This is a genomic window from Rhizobium sp. CF122 (assembly GCF_000282035.1).
Taxonomy (GTDB): domain Bacteria; phylum Pseudomonadota; class Alphaproteobacteria; order Rhizobiales; family Rhizobiaceae; genus Rhizobium.
In genome coordinates this window covers 53,725-68,567 of record NZ_AKKA01000024.1, presented here as the reverse complement: position 1 = coordinate 68,567, position 14,843 = coordinate 53,725, and the positions used below count along the sequence as shown (strand labels likewise).

Below are 14,843 nucleotides of genomic sequence, written 5' to 3'. Positions count from 1 at the left end.
CGGCAGCCAAAGCCGCATCCCGCTGGGCCTGGTCTTCCAGGCGGATGACCGCATGTTCATGCTGCGCCAGTTTCTGCTCCGCATCCTTGGCGCGCTTCTGCAGCAGGCTCACGTCCTGGCGAAGATTGTCGCGTTCTATGCGGGCTGCGTTTGCCTTGAATGTCACGCTCTCGATTTCGGTCTCGCGCGCTGCCAAGTCGATCTTGAGGTTGTCGGCCTGCTCCGCGAGCTTGTTGAGGCGCGTGCGAAGGGCGTCGAGCTCGCCTTCCTTGGCGGCGCTTGCCTGCTCGGCGATGTGAAGGCTCGTTTTCAGCTGGCTGATGTAGTTCTCGTCCTTGCGCAGGTGCGAGCGCTGTTCGGCGGCTTCGACACTCATATCGCTGATTTGGGCCTGCAGTCCGCCGATCTCGGCGGCAAACCGTCCTGCGTCGAGCGCCAGCGCGTCATGCTTCAACTGCAGCGCCAGCGACTTTTCGCGTTCGCGCACCAGGTGCTGTGTCGTCTTGGCGTTCTCGGCGGCATAGAGGGCTCGGACCATGTCCTTTTGCGCGCGCACTTCCTGCGGGCTGAGCGGCATGGTCGCGCGCATCCGGTTTTCCGTGTACCAGACGATGCGGCGGTGGACAGCAGGCGACACTAGGAAGACGAGGAACGCCGCTGTCAGGAAGCCCAATCCGAACAAGAGAGCATATTCGATCACGGCGTGGCCACGGCTTCCAGAAGTTGATTTGCGTCAGGACCAATGATTAAGCGGACCTGACGCGTAGAGCAAGTGGCGGAAAGGTAACGGCGAGCGAGAGTTCGCTGGCGTCGATGGAAATCAGAAGGGATTCCAGGTCGGGTTCGGCGTGACCTTGAGGTAGCCGACATTCAGTCCAAGGCGCGCGCCGATGCCGGTGCGGATCGGTACCACGAGCACGTTGTCGTTCTTGAGAAGCGTCATGCCGAAGCCGGCGATGACGAAGGCCTGACCGCTGACGCCGCCGAAGCGTGCGTAGATGGCCTCGGTCGAGGGTAGGTCGTACACGAGCATCATGACGCGCGTGCCTTGGCCACCATAATCAATGCCGAGCGACGGACCCTGCCAGTAGAGCGGATGTTCGCCGGCATTCTTTGTATTCAACTGACCTTCACCATAGGTGAGGCCGGCGATAAACGCGCCGGAGCCTTCCTGGCCGAGAATGTAACCGTTCGGAAGGCCGTATTTCTGAAAGGCCGCTTCGATCACCTTGGCAAGGCCGCCACTGGTCGAGCCGAAGAACGAGTGCCCGGCGTCGACGATTTCCTGCATCGAATACTGGCCGCCGTTGGATTGCTGCTGCGCCGCTGCCTGAGTTGGAACAAGGATGAGAGGCGAGAGGGTCAGCGCAACAAAGAGCCGGCAGATGGCGGAAAATCTTCCGAGGAAATGGGAGCGCATGGTGTCATCCGTTCATCATGGTCGGTACGATGAGCCGTTTCCGGCGTTTGATTCATTTTGCGCGTATGGTCTTAACAATCGGTTTACCAAATATGGTGTCATTATGGCGCCGAGTACGGCCGCAAACCTCGCGCAATTTTGATGCGCAAGATAGACGGCGGAATGACCCTGCCGCCCTGGAGACGATGATGTCGAAGAACCCGAACCTTACCCTGACCGGCCCCGACCTGGCGGCGCTTTTGTGCAGCCGCGTCTGCCATGACGTCATCTCGCCGGTCGGCGCAATCAACAACGGTCTGGAGCTTCTGGACGAGGGCGGCGCCGATGCCGATGCAATGGATCTTATCAGGACAAGCGCGCTCAACGCCTCGGTCCGTCTGAAGTTTGCCCGGCTTGCCTTTGGTGCCTCCGGATCGGTCGGGGCTTCGATCGATACCGGTGAAGCCGAACGTGCGGCGAAGGATTTCGCGGCCGCCGAGAAGAAGACCGAGGTCATCTGGAGCGGTCCGCGCGCGATTATCGCCAAGAACCGAGTCAAGTTGCTGCTCAATCTGTTTCTGGTGGCCTATTCGTCGATTCCACGTGGCGGCATCATTGAAGTCACGCTTGAGAACCCCGAGCTTGACGCAAAATTCAAGATCGTCGCGAAGGGCAAACTCATGCGCCTGCCGCCGAAATTCGTGGAGATTTCGACAGGGGAGATCGAAGAGGCCATCGATGCCCACTCGATCCAGCCTTACTATACGGTGCTGCTTGCCGCCGAATGCGGCATGGAGCTCGGCCACAATGCGACCACAGAAGAACTGACATTTACCGCTGACGTCGTCGCCGCCTGAGGGAAGCCTCGACGGCGATTCGCTCGCTGAGGTAATAAATCCTTAGCCTAATGTTTCTATCCTTGGCCGGTAAGACGCCAGCCGGGATAGAAGCTGGAGGAAGGAGCCGCCGTGCAGAGGTTTATGATCGCCGACTCGTCGGATGTCGTTCGGAAAGTGGGGAAGCGTATCCTTTCTGAGCTCGACTTCATGGTCAGTGAAGCCTCGAGTGCCGTCGAAGCTCTCGCCAATTGCCAGGTTCAACTCCCCGAATACCTCATCGTCGATTCCGGTATGGACAACGCGCTCGAGTTGATTTCGACCATTCGCGGCATGGAAGGCGGCAAGGAGGTCAAGATCTACTATTGCGTGGTTGAGGCCGACCTCAAGAAGCTGATGATGGGCAAGCGGGCAGGGGCTACCGACTTTCTGCTCAAGCCGTTCGACCGCAAGATTCTGACGGCCGTTTTCGGTAACCGCGCTATCGCCGCGTAGTCGCCAACATCTGCCAGCCGATCAAGGCCGCCCCTGGGCGGTTTTTCTACGTGTCGAAAAATAGACGCTATATTGAAAACAGAAATCCCGCCACAAGGGACGGGATTTCTTTGATCTTGGCAAAGGGGATGAAACGTCAGGCGGTTTCGGCGTACTCGGCGCCATCGGGCTCGCGCAGAACGTAGCCGCGGCCCCAGACGGTTTCGATGTAGTTCGCGCCGCCGGCAGCATTTGCGAGCTTCTTGCGCAGCTTGCAGATGAAGACGTCGATGATCTTCAGTTCCGGCTCGTCCATACCGCCATAGAGGTGGTTCAGGAACATTTCCTTGGTGAGCGTGGTACCCTTGCGAAGCGAAAGCAGCTCCAGCATCTGGTATTCCTTGCCCGTCAGGTGCACGCGCTGGCCACCGACTTCGACGGTCTTGGCGTCGAGGTTGACGATCAGTTCGCCGGTCATGATGACCGACTGGGCATGACCCTTGGAGCGACGGACGATCGCGTGGATGCGCGCGACCAGCTCGTCCTTATGGAACGGCTTGGTCATGTAGTCGTCGGCGCCGAAACCGAGACCGCGAACCTTGTCTTCAATACCGGCCATACCGGACAGAATCAGGATCGGTGTCTTGACCTTGGACAGGCGGAGAGTGCGGAGCACTTCGTATCCGGACATGTCGGGAAGGTTCAAATCGAGAAGGATGATGTCGTAATCATACAACTTCCCGAGATCCACGCCTTCTTCACCGAGATCGGTGGTGTAGACGTTAAAACTTTCTGATTTGAGCATCAATTCGATGCTCTGCGCTGTCGCGCTATCATCTTCGATGAGTAGTACCCGCATTCTTATCCCCTTTACCGCCGCCGAAAGGTGGTCTGGCCCCCTACGCGATACCGAATATGTCACTGCGTGATTTGGAAGCTGCCACGAAATGGTTAACAAATTCTGATTCCCTCTGGCAAGAGGTAACGAATTTATTAAATATTTTGTCCATTCCGCTGTTTTCCAACGAGAATTCGCAAAGCCAGGTTCTTAAGTATTACATTAAGAACGGCCGGTAAGCGATTCATTCGACTCACCAATGAACCGGTATCGGAAATCGCGTAGTTGTGTTTACCGACCCTTAAATCATCGGCACTATCATTAACGATGCCCGTAAACGAAAGGTTACCAGCGGTAGGTTTTTGTTAATACCGACGGAAATTTTTTTGGCAGGCCGCGTGAAAGCGGCTCGCAAGGGCGGTTTAAGTGGAACAGGGGTCTCGCATCACTGGAGTAATGCGTATGAAGTCGCGTGAGAGCCTAGTTCGCCTGAAGGAGTTTCAGGTGAACGAAAAACGTCGCCAACTGCAGCAATTGCAGATGATGATGTCCGAATTTGAGCGGATGACGAAAGATCTGGAGAGCCAGATCGTCGTCGAAGAAAAGAAGTCCGGCATTTCCGACCCGAATCACTTCGCCTATCCGACTTTCGCGAAGGCAGCTCGCCAACGCGCGGATAATCTTCAGGTCTCGATCAAGGAACTGAAGATGCAGGAAGAGTCGCTGGAACAGGCGCTCGAAGAGATGCAGGCGGAATACGCACGTGCAGCCGCGCTGGAAGAGCGCGACGGCGCAGTCCGGGCAAGAGCCTAGGGGCAGGAAACGGGCGCCGTTTGGCGCTTGGGCATCGCCTCGGAAAAAAGCCATGCATGATGGGCTGTCGCGTCCGTCATACATGGCTTTTGGCGTTGTGTGGCTGCTAGCCGTTGACGACGTCGCGCCACTCCTCGTGGCGTTGTGATTGCGCCTTGAAGAACGGGCATAGCGGGAAGATCTTCCATCCCCCCTTGCGTGCTTCCTCCACCGCATGCAGAGCAAGTGCCTGACCAACGCCTTTGCCGCGCAGCGCATCGGGAACGCCGGTGTGGTCAATAATGACGAGCTTCGGCGAGGTGCGGGAGTAGGTCATTTCGGCCTGGTGGCCTTCCACCTCTGCAACATAGCGGCCGCCGGAGGGGTTCTCTTCGTTCTTGATGTCCATTGCCATTCCTCATCAACATTTCGCTGTTGGTGGAAATTGGCATGTCATCTCGGCCGCGCCAAGCCGGCCGATGAGGACACAGTGTTCGATGAGACGAGGTGGGGAGGTTGCCTCACCGATCGAGTTCCTGCCGAGTGGTCAATGGGGCGGAACTCGTGGTGAAACTTGTGGCAGCTGGCGGAAGTAGGGCATCTACTGGCTGCGTCAACGACTTCGGGCCGTTTGTCTATCCCCCTCAGGAAATGCAAGCGGCCCGAAATGAAGAATTCGTTGCCCAGGAAGGGCTTGTCAGTGGCGATACTGCTGGATGCGCGTGGTGCGCAAACCGGCAAGGCCGTGGCTGTTGATGGAAGACTGCCAGGACAGAAACTCTTCAACAGTCAGCGTGTAACGCTCGCAGGCTTCTTCCAAGCTCAACAGGCCACCACGAACTGCCGCTACAACCTCTGCTTTGCGGCGGATAACCCAGCGCCTTGTATTCGGCGGCGGCAAATCCGCAATCGTCAGCGGGCTGCCATCGGGGCCGATGACATATTTTACTCGGGGACGTATCATTTCGGTCATTGGACTCTCTACACAACTCAAGACCACGGCAGCCACTCTAGCTTGTCACATTTAAGAATTGCCTAAGCGCATCGTAACACTTTGATAAGAAATTTAGGCGTCGGCTTTCCAAGAAGCGATTTGCGCCCACGCAGCCTTGCCCAACGTAAATCTGTGGTGAGCGCATAGGAGCCATGCGTAATGGTCGGTGGGCAATTGATAATGGCCAATTTATAAGCGCCGCAACATAGTTGTGAGCGCAAGAATTCGTCTCCGTTCTTACTGTAGTGTCCGGAATGACTAAGGCTGTTTGCTTCGTATCCTTTTGATACGGAGTCTTTTGCTTTTCCCGGACGCCGCGCGGCCCCTTTTGGGTCGGTAGATAAGGGAGCTGAGCGGAGTTAGCCGCCGAGGGACAAGAAAATGAAGAGACAAGAACGCGCCGTGCGGGACGGCGCGGACGATACTGTTTTTTTGCAGATCGCGTCTGGGCAGAAAATGTCAACAGAACGATTCAACGATTGCGTCGCTGAAATGGCAAGGGTGGCGGGGTTCAACCACTACTTGCTGGCTGAATTTCCACGTGGAGACCGCAGCAGCTTTGCCAGCAATCATCTTGTCAGCAACTGGCCACAAGAGCTCATCGATTTCTATGAGGAGGCTGACCTCTTCTATTGCTGCAAGCTTCTCGCCGCCCTCAAGAAGACGGCGATGCCGATCTTCTGCGACAAGGCGCCGTTCGAGAGTGCGGCGGCAAATCAGGAAAACCAGCGGCTGACGACACTCTTCAGAGGCCATGGCCTGAAGAACACGTTTGCGTTCGCGCTGCATGATATGCACTTGCGGCAGTACATATTCGCGTTCTCGGGTGATCGCGTGCGCCTCGCGCGTGCGGAAGCGATGGAGCAGGTTTTTCGAGGGATGGAATTCCTGGAGTTATACGGACAGCAGAAGCCTCCGCAGCAACCGACGGAAAGCCTAAGCAGCCGGGAAGTCGAATGCCTGCGCTGGTCGGCCGCGGGAAAGAGCAGCGAAGAGATCGCGATTATTCTTGATCTCTCCGCGCATACGGTCGTCGGATACTTGAAGAGCGCCATGCGAAAGCTCGATTCCGTCAATCGCATGCAGGCAATTGCCCGCGCATTCCGCTATCGACTGCTTTAGGCGTCCATCGATCTGACCTACAGCATGATTGCTGAAAGTTCGGTCTTTGTGGTTCCGAACTCATATTGCGGGCTGCCCTCATGCCCGAGTGCCGCCAGTCCCCTCATTCAGGAACGCCAGAGTGCTGGCCGTATGGCGTGCCGCACCGGCCGAGGCAGGGCCGGCAGCGGCTGCAAGTACCGTCGTACCGTTTGCGTCTACCACTGCAGCGTGCCCGGAGGAGGATAGTGTGCTTGCTGTCAGCAGTAGGAGGTAAAGACCGGTCTCTGGGATCAGCAGGCGGTCGCCGACGCCGCCGGCCGACCATGCAGTCTGAAAAAGCAGGGTTCCAGTTTCCGCCGTGGCAGACTTGTTCACCTTCAATTGGTGCCCATGGCCTGAATGAGTGAAGAGACTTGTGTCCGAAGCAACTTGTCAGGCGGTTGACGGTATCCGGCGGCGTATTGACGCCGATCATGGGAAGGGAATTGTCGTCATCGGGCGATATCGCACGCCACTCGCCGTTCGACGGGGCTATGCCCGCTGCAACGCGGATTTGGCACTGCCCCAGGAAATGAAGTTCGGGTTGGCGAAGTCGCTGTCATGCGCCTGTGAGATCTTCCCGTAGGTCAACGGCAGCCCGTCCAGCGTCAGGGTCGAGCCGCCCGCGGCGCGCAGCACGGCATCGCCGGCCGCCGTATCCCACTCCATCGTGCGCGTGAAGCGCGGATAGACGTCGGCCCGACCTTCGGCCAGCATGCAGAATTTCAGTGAAGAGCCGATGTTGGTGCATCGCGATATTGCGTTTGCCGCAAGAAAGACGTCCGTCTCGGGGCTGTTGTGCGATCTACTTGCCAACGCCGTCCGGTCGGTCGGTTGCGAGCGCACCTGGATGGCCGTCCGCTGACTCACTTGAAAATGGTCATCGACAAGGAGCTTTTCGGCCTTGTCGTTTTCGCCAACAAAGGCGACGCCGAGGGCAGGAGCATAGACAATCCCGGCGAGAGGGCGTCGGTCGCTGATGTAGGCGATATTCACGGTGAATTCGGGCCGCTTGTCGATAAATTCCCGAGTGCCGTCCAGCGGGTCTACAAGAAAGAATGATCTGCCGATCACAGGTATGTTGCCAGCTGCCACCGATTCTTCTGCAATGATTGGCGTGTTGGGGAAGGCTGCTTCAAGATGTCCGATGATGATGCGCTCGGCCCGCTCGTCCGCGATGGTGACCGGGCTGTTGTCTGCCTTCCTGGCCGTCGGGCATCCCTCCAGGTAAACCTGCATGATTGCCTTGCCCGCTTCCAGAGCGGCGCGCTCAAATGTTTCGAGCATTGCTCGCCTTCCGGATGTCACATGTCGCGCCTAGGTAAAGCGCCTTACCTTATATAGGCAATTCTTCCGGCTATGGGAATCGTATCCTGCGCAAGTCCGCTGTTCCTGTCCTGGTACGGGCACGGATCACATGCAAAGCAATTGCTTCCGGGGTGGAAATCCCAGCTGCGTGTACAGCCTGCGGCGCCTGATCGCGGGGGGAGTTTTGGGGCATCTGTGTCGTTTGCAGTCAAAAAGCGCTTTATTGGGCTCCGTGTGCCAAAAAAAGTGAATTCTTGATCGTAAAAAAGTCATTTTCACCAAAACGGCAAAGAACTTTGGGGCTTTGCGATTTTGCGCTTCCCTTTTGGTTTGAAAGCGGTATGAAATCCTTAATCAAGGGCTCGCTAAGGGCTCTAATAACAAGAGATGCTGGCTGAACCGGCTCGCATCCAGGGGAAATGACATATGGAATATTTTGTCCAGCAGCTCGTTAATGGGCTGACTCTTGGATCCATCTATGGCCTTGTGGCTATTGGCTATACGATGGTTTACGGCATTATCGGCATGATCAACTTCGCCCATGGCGATATCTTCATGCTTGGCGGTTTTGCCGGCCTTATTGTCTTTCTTGTCCTCACTTCCATGTTCGCAGGCCTTCCGGTTGCAGTTCTGCTCCTGGTTATGCTGCTCATTGCGATGCTGATGACGAGTTTGTGGAACTGGACGATCGAGCGCGTTGCCTATCGTCCGCTGCGCGGATCCTTCCGCCTCGCGCCGCTGATCACCGCGATCGGCATGTCGATCACGCTGTCGAACTTCATTCAGGTCACGCAAGGTCCGCGCAACAAGCCGATCCCGCCGCTGGTCAGCAGCGTTTACAATATCGCCGGCATCTCCGTTTCGCTGAAGCAGATCGTCATCATCGTGATCACGGCGGTGCTGCTGACGCTGTTTTGGTACCTCGTCAATCATACGTCCCTCGGACGCGCTCAGCGTGCAACCGAACAGGATCGTAAGATGGCGGCGTTGCTGGGCGTCAATGTCGATCAGACGATTTCCGTTACCTTCATCATGGGTGCGGCGCTCGCTGCGGTCGCAGGCACGATGTATCTGATGTATTATGGTGTCGTGAACTTCAACGACGGCTTCGTACCCGGTGTGAAGGCGTTCACCGCGGCTGTTCTTGGCGGCATCGGCTCCTTGCCGGGCGCTGTTCTCGGCGGACTGATGATCGGTCTCATCGAGTCGCTGTGGTCGGCTTACTTCACCATCGCGTACAAGGATGTGGCGACATTCGCCATCCTCGCTTTCGTGCTGATCTTCAAGCCGACAGGTATCCTGGGCCGGCCGGAAGTCGAGAAGGTTTAACGTCATGGAAAATGCTGTACGTTCCGCTGACAAGTCCGCAAACGCTGGACTTGTTCAGAAGGGTATTAAAGAAGCTCTGTTCGCGGCTCTCATCTCGTTCGGCATGTTCGTGCTCTACGTCGGCCTGAAGACCGACCAGAACATCAGCAACGAACTGATCATCGTCCAGCGCTGGGGCCTCCTTGCCATCTTCGTGGCGATTGCTGCCGTCGGTCGCTTCCTGACGGTCGTCTTCCTGAGGCCGCATCTCGATGCGCGCAAGTTGGCGAAGGCGCGTAGTGGCGAGCTTGATATCTCGACCGAAAAGGGCTTTTTCCACACGCATTTCTTGAAGATCGCGCTCATCGCGCTGTTGCTCTATCCGGCGTTTATCTATGCCGTCGCCGGTCCACAGGGCTCGCTGAAGTGGGTGGATAACTTTGGTATCCAGATCCTGATCTATGTGATGCTGGCCTGGGGACTGAACATCGTCGTCGGTCTCGCTGGCCTGCTCGATCTCGGCTACGTCGCCTTCTACGCGATCGGGGCGTATTCTTACGCGCTTCTATCCAGCTATTTCGGCCTGTCGTTCTGGGTGCTGCTGCCTCTGTCCGGTATTCTGGCCGCGCTGTGGGGTGTCATTCTGGGCTTCCCAGTTCTGCGACTGCGTGGTGACTATCTCGCGATCGTAACGCTGGCCTTCGGTGAAATCATTCGCCTGGTGATCATCAACTGGACGGATCTCACCAAGGGAACGTTCGGTATATCGGGCATTCCGAAGGCGACGCTTTTCGGCATTCCGTTCGATGCGAGCGCGGGCGGCTTTGCCAAGCTCTTCGGCCTGCCGATGTCATCGGCCTACTACAAGATCTTCCTTTTCTACCTGATCCTGGCCCTTTGCATGCTGACCGCCTATGTGACGATCCGCCTGCGCCGGATGCCGATCGGCCGTGCGTGGGAGGCCATGCGCGAAGACGAAATCGCCTGCCGCTCGCTCGGGATCAATACGGTGACGACGAAACTCACTGCCTTTGCGACGGGCGCCATGTTCGGTGGTTTCGCCGGCTCGTTCTTTGCGGCTCGTCAGGGCTTTGTTTCCCCCGAATCGTTCGTCTTCCTGGAATCTGCGGTTATTCTCGCCATCGTCGTTCTCGGCGGCATGGGCTCGCTGACGGGTATCGCGATTGCCGCAATCGTCATGGTCGGCGGCACGGAACTGCTGCGTGAGATGGCCTTCCTGAAGATGTTTTTCGGACCGGACTTCACGCCTGAGCTCTACCGCATGCTGCTGTTCGGTCTGGCAATGGTCGTCGTGATGCTGATCAAGCCGCGCGGCTTCGTGGGGTCGCGTGAACCGACAGCCTTCCTCAAGGAGCGCAAGGCAGTTTCCGGCAGCTTTACCAAGGAGGGCCATGGTTGATGAGCCCTCAGGGAACAAACATGACCAGCGATACTTTGCTCAAGGTCGAGCACCTGTCGATGAAGTTCGGCGGCCTGATGGCAATCAACGACTTCTCGTTCGAAGCCAAGCGGGGCGACATTACCGCGCTGATCGGCCCCAACGGTGCCGGCAAGACCACCGTGTTCAACTGCATCACTGGCTTCTACAAGCCGACGATGGGGATGATCACGCTGAAGCAGAAGGACGGCAAGGAGTTCCTGCTGGAACGCCTTCCGGACTTCCGGATCACCAAGGATGCAAGGGTCGCCCGCACGTTCCAGAACATCCGGTTGTTCTCCGGCCTGACGGTTCTCGAAAACCTGCTCGTCGCCCAGCACAACAAGCTGATGAAGGCGTCCGGGTTTACCGTGATGGGTCTGGTGGGCATCGGGCCGTATCGGGCTGAGGCGAAGAACGCCATCGAACTGGCGCGCCACTGGCTTGAGAAGGCCGATCTCATCGATCGCGCCGATGATCCGGCTGGCGATCTGCCCTACGGCGCTCAGCGCCGGCTCGAGATCGCGCGCGCCATGTGCACCGAACCGGAGCTTCTGTGCCTCGATGAGCCCGCCGCTGGCCTCAATCCCCGCGAGTCGGCTGCGCTGAACGCGCTGCTGCGCAGCATTCGTACTGACAGCGGCACGTCGATCCTGCTGATTGAGCACGACATGTCGGTGGTCATGGAAATTTCCGACCATGTCGTCGTGCTGGAATACGGTCAGAAGATTTCCGACGGCACGCCTGATGAAGTGAAGCACGACCCGCGGGTTATCGCAGCCTATCTCGGTGTCGAGGACGAGGAAGTGGAAGAAGTGATTGCAGCCGTAGAGAACCTCGAAGGAGGCTCGCACTGATGACTGGTCAGCTACTTCTGAAAGTTCAGGGCGTTGAAACCTATTACGGCAACATCCGGGCCTTGGCCGGAATCGATGTCGAGGTCCATCGCGGCGAGATCGTCAGCCTGATCGGCGCCAATGGCGCCGGAAAATCGACGCTGATGATGACGATCTGCGGAAGCCCGCAGGCGCGCAACGGCTCGGTGGTCTTCGATGGCCGCGACATCACGCGTCTACCGACACATGAGATCGCACGGCTGCGCATTGCGCAGTCGCCGGAAGGACGTCGTATTTTCCCGCGCATGACCGTCATGGAGAATCTCCAGATGGGTGCCGGCCTCGACAACCTGAAATACTTCAGCGAGGACGTCGAGAAGGTCTTCGCGATGTTCCCGCGCCTCAAGGAGCGCCAGGCCCAGCGCGGTGGCACACTTTCGGGCGGCGAGCAGCAGATGCTTTCGATCGGCCGCGCGCTGATGGCGCGTCCGAAGCTGCTGCTGCTGGACGAGCCGTCGCTTGGTCTTGCGCCGCTGATCGTCAAGGGCATTTTCGAGGCGATCAAGAAGTTGAACAAGGAAGAAGGGCTAACCGTCTTCCTCGTGGAGCAGAATGCCTTCGCAGCACTGCGCTTGTCGGACCGTGCCTATGTCATGGTCAACGGCAAGGTCACGATGAGCGGTTCCGGTGCGGAGCTGCTCGCGAATCCGGAAGTGCGTGCCGCCTATCTCGAAGGCGGACGGCATTGAGCATGACGAAGGGGAGACTTTGATATGCAGGGACTTTTCTTTGAAGGCGATACGGGCGTGCGCAGCGCCATTCGGCTTTTTGTCGTGCTGATTGGATTCTGGACGGCGTGGCGGGCCGGCAGAGCCGCGGCCGAGAGCTGGAGCGGCTATCCCCTGGTGATCGTCTATACGGTTCTGCTCGCCGGCGCGATGCAATTCCTGCATCACGCGCTGTTTAATGGACCAGTTCTCAGTCTCTTTTACTATGTGATCGACCTGGTCCTGCTTCTGATCTTCTCAACGGCCGGCTATCGCTATCGCCGGACCAACCAGATGGTCAACAACTACTACTGGCTATACGAAAAGACGTCCCCCTTCTCCTGGAAGGCAAAACATTGACAGCCGGTTGAATCTAGGGACAGATTGCCCCTCGGAGTAGAACAAGTTTCCTGGCGCAGTAAGGTGGGTAATGCGCTGGGTAGTGGAACGGAACCCGCTAGAAAATTGGGAGTAACAAAATGAAAAAGTCTCTCCTGTCGGCTGTAGCTCTGACGGCGATGGTCGCCTTCAGCGGCAACGCATGGGCCGACATCATCGTTGGCGTTGCTGGTCCGCTGACCGGCCCGAACGCTGCGTTCGGCGCTCAGCTCCAGAAGGGCGCAGAGCAGGCGGCCGCTGACATCAACGCGGCTGGCGGCATCAACGGCGAGCAGGTCAAGATCGTGCTCGGCGACGACGTCTCCGACCCGAAGCAGGGCATCTCGGTTGCGAACAAGTTCGCTGCTGACGGCGTCAAGTTCGTTATCGGCCACTTCAACTCGGGCGTTTCGATCCCGGCTTCCGAAGTCTACGCTGAAAACGGTATCCTCGAAATCACCCCGGCCGCTACGAACCCGAAGTTCACCGAGCGCGGTCTCTGGAACACGTTCCGTACTTGCGGCCGTGACGACCAGCAGGGCGCAATTGCCGGCAAGTATCTCGCCGACCACTTCAAGGACGCCAAGATCGCAGTCGTCCACGACAAGACGCCTTACGGCCAGGGTCTCGCTGACGAAACCAAGAAGTCTCTGAACGCTGCTGGCGTTACCGAAGCCATCTATGAAGGCATTAACGTTGGTGACAAGGATTTCTCGGCCCTGATCGCCAAGATGAAGGAAGCCGGCGTTTCGATCATCTATTGGGGTGGTCTCCACACCGAAGCTGGTTTGATCATCCGCCAGGCAGCCGACCAGGGCCTCAAGGCCACCCTGGTGTCCGGTGACGGTATCGTTTCGAACGAACTGGCATCGATTGCTGGCGACGCAGTCGCCGGTACGCTGAACACCTTCGGTCCCGATCCGACGCTGAACCCGGCCAACAAGGACCTCGTTGCGAAGTTCAAGGCCGCTGGCTTCAACCCGGAAGCTTACACGCTCTACTCCTACGCCGCGCTGCAGTCGATCGCTGGCGGTGCGAAGGCTGCCGGTTCGACGGACTCAGAAGCCGTTGCCGCTGCAATGAAGGCAAAGGGCCCGTTCCCGACCGTTCTCGGCGATATGTCCTTCGACGAAAAGGGCGACCCGAAGCTTCCCGGCTACATCATGTACGAGTGGAAGAAGGGTCCGGACGGCAAGTACAGCTACTTCCCGCAGGACGCCAAGTAAGGGGTCAGACCCACTTTGGTGCGGTTTCAGGAAGCCCGGTCGCAAGACCGGGCTTCTTCCGTTTGGCCCCTCGGTCCTTTTGCGCTACTGGCTAGAAAGCCAATCACAGCATCCGGAAGAAGTCACCATGTCCAAGCCACGCATTCTGGTCACGCGCCGCTGGCCCGCAGCGGTCGAAAGCATTCTCTTTGACCGTTTTGATACAACGCTGAATCTGGATGACGTCGCCATGAGCGGGGAGGCGTTGAGCGAGGCGCTGGCAGAGTACGATGCGGTTCTGCCTACTGTCTCCGACCGATTGCCGGCGGCTGTCTTCGACGGTGCGATGCCGCGCGCGCGCATACTCGGCAATTTCGGGGTCGGCTACAATCATATAGACACCAATGCAGCCAAGGATCGCGGGATCGTGGTGACAAACACTCCCGGCGTGCTGACGGACTGCACGGCTGACATCGCGATGCTGTTGCTGCTGACGGTCGCCCGGCGGGGTGGTGAGGGCGAGCGGCAGGTGCGTTCCGGTGAGTGGGCCGGTTGGTGCCCGACACACATGATCGGAACGAAGGTCACCGGCAAAACGGTCGGCATTATCGGCTTCGGGCGTATCGGCAAGGCGTTCGCACAGCGCTGTCATTTCGGTTTCGGCATGGACGTGGTCTTCTACAACAGGTCACCAGTCGATCCTGCTGAAGCGGCGCGCCACGGCGCGCGGCAATTGCAAACGGTCGAGGACGTATTGGCGCTATCCGATTTCGTTTCCCTGCATTGCCCCGGCGGCGCGGAAAACCGGCACCTGATGAATGCTGCGCGGCTTGCGACGATGAAGCCGGGCGCGTTCCTGATCAATACGGCGCGTGGCGATGTCGTCGATGAGGCCGCGTTGATTGCGGCTCTGCAGGACGGTGTCATCCGCGGTGCGGGGCTCGACGTCTACGCGGCCGAGCCAAACGTGCCTGATGCGCTAAGAGCCATGGAGAATGTCGTTCTACTGCCTCATCTCGGGAGCGCAACGGAGGAAACCCGTACGGCGATGGGGATGAAGGTGGTGGATAACGTAACCGCCTTCTTCGAAGGAAGGTCGCCGCCGGATCGCGTTGTTTGAGCTGTCG

The 14,843-nt window shown here is 58.1% G+C and carries 17 protein-coding genes and 1 pseudogene; 11 read left to right on the top strand and 7 right to left on the bottom strand.

What is annotated here, in order from left to right; all coding sequences use genetic code 11:
• Positions 1-700: pseudogene (locus tag PMI09_RS07065) on the bottom strand (hypothetical protein); the annotation flags it as partial.
• A gap of 120 nt (positions 701-820) precedes the next feature.
• Positions 821-1,420 carry a DUF1134 domain-containing protein gene (locus tag PMI09_RS07060; protein WP_007790313.1) on the bottom strand — a complete coding sequence of 200 codons (600 nt, stop codon included), beginning with the start codon at positions 1,418-1,420 and terminating at the stop codon, positions 821-823.
• A 188-nt stretch (positions 1,421-1,608) separates the two neighbouring features.
• On the opposite strand from PMI09_RS07060, the gene chpT reads away from it, so the two are divergent.
• Both chpT and PMI09_RS07050 read left to right on the top strand, forming a co-directional pair.
• Positions 1,609-2,256 carry a histidine phosphotransferase ChpT gene (gene chpT, locus PMI09_RS07055; RefSeq protein WP_007790310.1) on the top strand — a complete coding sequence of 216 codons (648 nt, stop codon included), beginning with the start codon at positions 1,609-1,611 and terminating at the stop codon, positions 2,254-2,256.
• Positions 2,257-2,367: 111 nt separating this feature from the next.
• On the top strand, positions 2,368-2,730 hold the full coding sequence (locus PMI09_RS07050; RefSeq protein ID WP_007790307.1) for a response regulator: 363 nt from the start codon (positions 2,368-2,370) through the stop codon (positions 2,728-2,730).
• A 136-nt stretch (positions 2,731-2,866) separates the two neighbouring features.
• On the opposite strand, the gene ctrA is transcribed toward PMI09_RS07050, so the two are convergent.
• A complete protein-coding gene (gene ctrA, locus PMI09_RS07045; protein WP_003542362.1) occupies positions 2,867-3,568 on the bottom strand; it encodes a response regulator transcription factor CtrA in 702 nt (233 codons plus the stop codon).
• 441 nt (positions 3,569-4,009) lie between these two features.
• On the opposite strand from ctrA, the gene PMI09_RS07040 reads away from it, so the two are divergent.
• Positions 4,010-4,360 carry a hypothetical protein gene (locus PMI09_RS07040; RefSeq protein ID WP_007790305.1) on the top strand — a complete coding sequence of 117 codons (351 nt, stop codon included), beginning with the start codon at positions 4,010-4,012 and terminating at the stop codon, positions 4,358-4,360.
• Positions 4,361-4,466: 106 nt separating this feature from the next.
• Here the strand turns inward: PMI09_RS07040 and PMI09_RS07035 are convergent, their stop codons facing one another.
• Positions 4,467-4,748: a GNAT family N-acetyltransferase gene (locus PMI09_RS07035; RefSeq protein ID WP_007790303.1), complete on the bottom strand. Its 282-nt coding sequence runs from the start codon at positions 4,746-4,748 to the stop codon at positions 4,467-4,469.
• A 288-nt stretch (positions 4,749-5,036) separates the two neighbouring features.
• The gene (gene sciP, locus PMI09_RS07030; RefSeq protein WP_007533628.1) at positions 5,037-5,312 is read right to left on the bottom strand and encodes a CtrA inhibitor SciP; all 276 of its coding nucleotides are present in this window, start codon (positions 5,310-5,312) and stop codon (positions 5,037-5,039) included.
• A gap of 402 nt (positions 5,313-5,714) precedes the next feature.
• Between sciP and PMI09_RS07025 the strand changes: the two genes are divergently transcribed.
• Entirely contained in the window at positions 5,715-6,455 is a 741-nt protein-coding gene (locus PMI09_RS07025; protein WP_007790301.1) for a helix-turn-helix transcriptional regulator, read from the top strand.
• Positions 6,456-6,533: 78 nt separating this feature from the next.
• Here PMI09_RS07025 and PMI09_RS07020 read toward each other — a convergent pair whose 3' ends face one another.
• Together PMI09_RS07020 and cysQ are read right to left on the bottom strand one after the other, a co-directional pair.
• On the bottom strand, positions 6,534-6,812 hold the full coding sequence (locus tag PMI09_RS07020) for a hypothetical protein (RefSeq protein ID WP_157213346.1): 279 nt from the start codon (positions 6,810-6,812) through the stop codon (positions 6,534-6,536).
• Between the two features lie 156 nt (positions 6,813-6,968).
• Positions 6,969-7,763, bottom strand: coding sequence for a 3'(2'),5'-bisphosphate nucleotidase CysQ (cysQ, locus tag PMI09_RS07015; RefSeq protein WP_007790299.1), 795 nt, complete (start codon positions 7,761-7,763; stop codon positions 6,969-6,971).
• A gap of 447 nt (positions 7,764-8,210) precedes the next feature.
• Between cysQ and PMI09_RS07010 the strand changes: the two genes are divergently transcribed.
• From PMI09_RS07010 to PMI09_RS06980, 7 genes are all read left to right on the top strand, one after another.
• On the top strand, positions 8,211-9,113 hold the full coding sequence (locus PMI09_RS07010) for a branched-chain amino acid ABC transporter permease (RefSeq protein WP_007790298.1): 903 nt from the start codon (positions 8,211-8,213) through the stop codon (positions 9,111-9,113).
• A 4-nt stretch (positions 9,114-9,117) separates the two neighbouring features.
• Positions 9,118-10,512: a high-affinity branched-chain amino acid ABC transporter permease LivM gene (gene livM, locus PMI09_RS07005; protein ID WP_007790297.1), complete on the top strand. Its 1,395-nt coding sequence runs from the start codon at positions 9,118-9,120 to the stop codon at positions 10,510-10,512.
• Entirely contained in the window at positions 10,512-11,387 is an 876-nt protein-coding gene (locus PMI09_RS07000; RefSeq protein ID WP_007790296.1) for an ABC transporter ATP-binding protein, read from the top strand. Before livM ends, PMI09_RS07000 begins: the two co-directional genes overlap by 1 nt.
• Positions 11,387-12,115, top strand: coding sequence for an ABC transporter ATP-binding protein (locus tag PMI09_RS06995; protein ID WP_007790295.1), 729 nt, complete (start codon positions 11,387-11,389; stop codon positions 12,113-12,115). The genes PMI09_RS07000 and PMI09_RS06995 overlap by 1 nt, the downstream gene beginning before the upstream one ends.
• 24 nt (positions 12,116-12,139) lie before the next feature.
• Positions 12,140-12,493: a DUF6867 family protein gene (locus PMI09_RS06990; protein ID WP_007790290.1), complete on the top strand. Its 354-nt coding sequence runs from the start codon at positions 12,140-12,142 to the stop codon at positions 12,491-12,493.
• A gap of 119 nt (positions 12,494-12,612) precedes the next feature.
• On the top strand, positions 12,613-13,737 hold the full coding sequence (locus PMI09_RS06985) for a branched-chain amino acid ABC transporter substrate-binding protein (RefSeq protein WP_007790288.1): 1,125 nt from the start codon (positions 12,613-12,615) through the stop codon (positions 13,735-13,737).
• 127 nt (positions 13,738-13,864) lie between these two features.
• The gene (locus PMI09_RS06980) at positions 13,865-14,836 is read left to right on the top strand and encodes a 2-hydroxyacid dehydrogenase (RefSeq protein WP_007790286.1); all 972 of its coding nucleotides are present in this window, start codon (positions 13,865-13,867) and stop codon (positions 14,834-14,836) included.
• The last annotated feature ends 7 nt before the right edge of the window (positions 14,837-14,843 follow it).

What these genes read in the sequence shown, in the direction of transcription:
- PMI09_RS06995 (WP_007790295.1), top strand. Translation starts at nt 11,387, where the DNA reads ATGACTGGTCAGCTACTTCTGAAAGTTCAGGGCGTTGAAACCTATTAC.
- PMI09_RS06985 (WP_007790288.1), top strand. Translation starts at nt 12,613, where the DNA reads ATGAAAAAGTCTCTCCTGTCGGCTGTAGCTCTGACGGCGATGGTCGCC.
- PMI09_RS07025 (WP_007790301.1), top strand. Translation starts at nt 5,715, where the DNA reads ATGAAGAGACAAGAACGCGCCGTGCGGGACGGCGCGGACGATACTGTT.
- PMI09_RS07010 (WP_007790298.1), top strand. Translation starts at nt 8,211, where the DNA reads ATGGAATATTTTGTCCAGCAGCTCGTTAATGGGCTGACTCTTGGATCC.
- PMI09_RS07035 (WP_007790303.1), bottom strand. Translation starts at nt 4,748, where the DNA reads ATGGACATCAAGAACGAAGAGAACCCCTCCGGCGGCCGCTATGTTGCA.
- ctrA (WP_003542362.1), bottom strand. Translation starts at nt 3,568, where the DNA reads ATGCGGGTACTACTCATCGAAGATGATAGCGCGACAGCGCAGAGCATC.
- chpT (WP_007790310.1), top strand. Translation starts at nt 1,609, where the DNA reads ATGTCGAAGAACCCGAACCTTACCCTGACCGGCCCCGACCTGGCGGCG.
- PMI09_RS07000 (WP_007790296.1), top strand. Translation starts at nt 10,512, where the DNA reads ATGAGCCCTCAGGGAACAAACATGACCAGCGATACTTTGCTCAAGGTC.
- PMI09_RS07040 (WP_007790305.1), top strand. Translation starts at nt 4,010, where the DNA reads ATGAAGTCGCGTGAGAGCCTAGTTCGCCTGAAGGAGTTTCAGGTGAAC.
- cysQ (WP_007790299.1), bottom strand. Translation starts at nt 7,763, where the DNA reads ATGCTCGAAACATTTGAGCGCGCCGCTCTGGAAGCGGGCAAGGCAATC.
- PMI09_RS06980 (WP_007790286.1), top strand. Translation starts at nt 13,865, where the DNA reads ATGTCCAAGCCACGCATTCTGGTCACGCGCCGCTGGCCCGCAGCGGTC.
- livM (WP_007790297.1), top strand. Translation starts at nt 9,118, where the DNA reads ATGGAAAATGCTGTACGTTCCGCTGACAAGTCCGCAAACGCTGGACTT.
- PMI09_RS07060 (WP_007790313.1), bottom strand. Translation starts at nt 1,420, where the DNA reads ATGCGCTCCCATTTCCTCGGAAGATTTTCCGCCATCTGCCGGCTCTTT.
- PMI09_RS06990 (WP_007790290.1), top strand. Translation starts at nt 12,140, where the DNA reads ATGCAGGGACTTTTCTTTGAAGGCGATACGGGCGTGCGCAGCGCCATT.
- sciP (WP_007533628.1), bottom strand. Translation starts at nt 5,312, where the DNA reads ATGACCGAAATGATACGTCCCCGAGTAAAATATGTCATCGGCCCCGAT.